1 protein-coding gene is annotated in these 997 nt (G+C 73.5%); it reads left to right on the forward strand.

Annotated elements, in window-relative coordinates; genetic code table 11:
* Positions 1-10 precede the first annotated feature (10 nt).
* A partial coding sequence (locus KS423_RS46180; protein ID WP_224285617.1) for a protein kinase occupies positions 11-997 on the forward strand: 987 nt, incomplete at its 3' end.

Genomic DNA, 997 nt, shown 5'->3' on the forward strand with positions numbered 1-997 from the left:
CGGCACCGCGGTGCCGCTGAGCACCGTCGGCGACGGCCGCTACCGGCTGACCCACCGGCTCGGGCGCGGCGGCATGGCCGAGGTGTTCGCCGCCGAGGACGTGCGGCTCGGCCGCACCGTCGCGGTCAAGCTGCTGCGCGGCGAACTGGCCCAGGACGACGTCGCCCGGCTGCGCTTCACCCGCGAGGCACACGCCGTCGCAGCACTCAACCACCACTCGATCGTCTCGGTCTACGACACCGGCGAGGAGTACGTCGGGGACGAGTCCACGCCGTACATCGTGATGGAGCTGGTCGAGGGCCGCACCGTCCGCGAACTGCTGGCGGACGAGGAGGCGCCGCCGGTCGACCAGGCGCTGATCATCATCGCCGGGGTGCTGGAGGCGCTCGCCTACAGCCACCGCAACGGCATCGTCCACCGCGACATCAAGCCCGCCAACGTGAGCATCACCAACACCGGCGCGGTCAAGGTGATGGACTTCGGCATCGCCCGGGCGCTGACCGGCGGGGCCACCACGATGACCCAGACCGGCATGGTCATGGGCACCCCGCAGTACCTCTCGCCCGAGCAGGCGCTCGGCAAGCCGGTCGACCACCGCTCCGACCTGTACGCGGCCGGCTGCATGCTCTACGAGCTGCTCACGCTGCGCCCGCCGTTCACCGGCGACACCCCGCTGTCGGTGGTCTACCAGCACGTCCAGGACCCGCCGGTGCCGCCCTCGCAGGCCAACGGCCGGGTGCCGGCCGGCCTCGACCCGCTGGTGCTGCGCTCGCTCGCCAAGAACCCGGACGACCGCTTCCAGGACGCCGACGAGTTCCGCGCCCACGTGCAGCACGCGCTGCGCGAGATGCACGAGGCGGCCGGGGCCGGCTGGGTCGGCGCGGCCGCGGGCGACACCGGTGCGACCCAGGTGCTCCGGCCGGACCAGACCGCGGCCACCGCGGCCTTCGGCGCGGTGCGCCCGGGCGACCAGACCTCCGTGCTGCCGTACTCGACG

Origin of the sequence: Streptomyces sp. LS1784, from assembly GCF_020103755.1 — a bacterium.
GTDB lineage: Bacteria > Actinomycetota > Actinomycetes > Streptomycetales > Streptomycetaceae > Kitasatospora.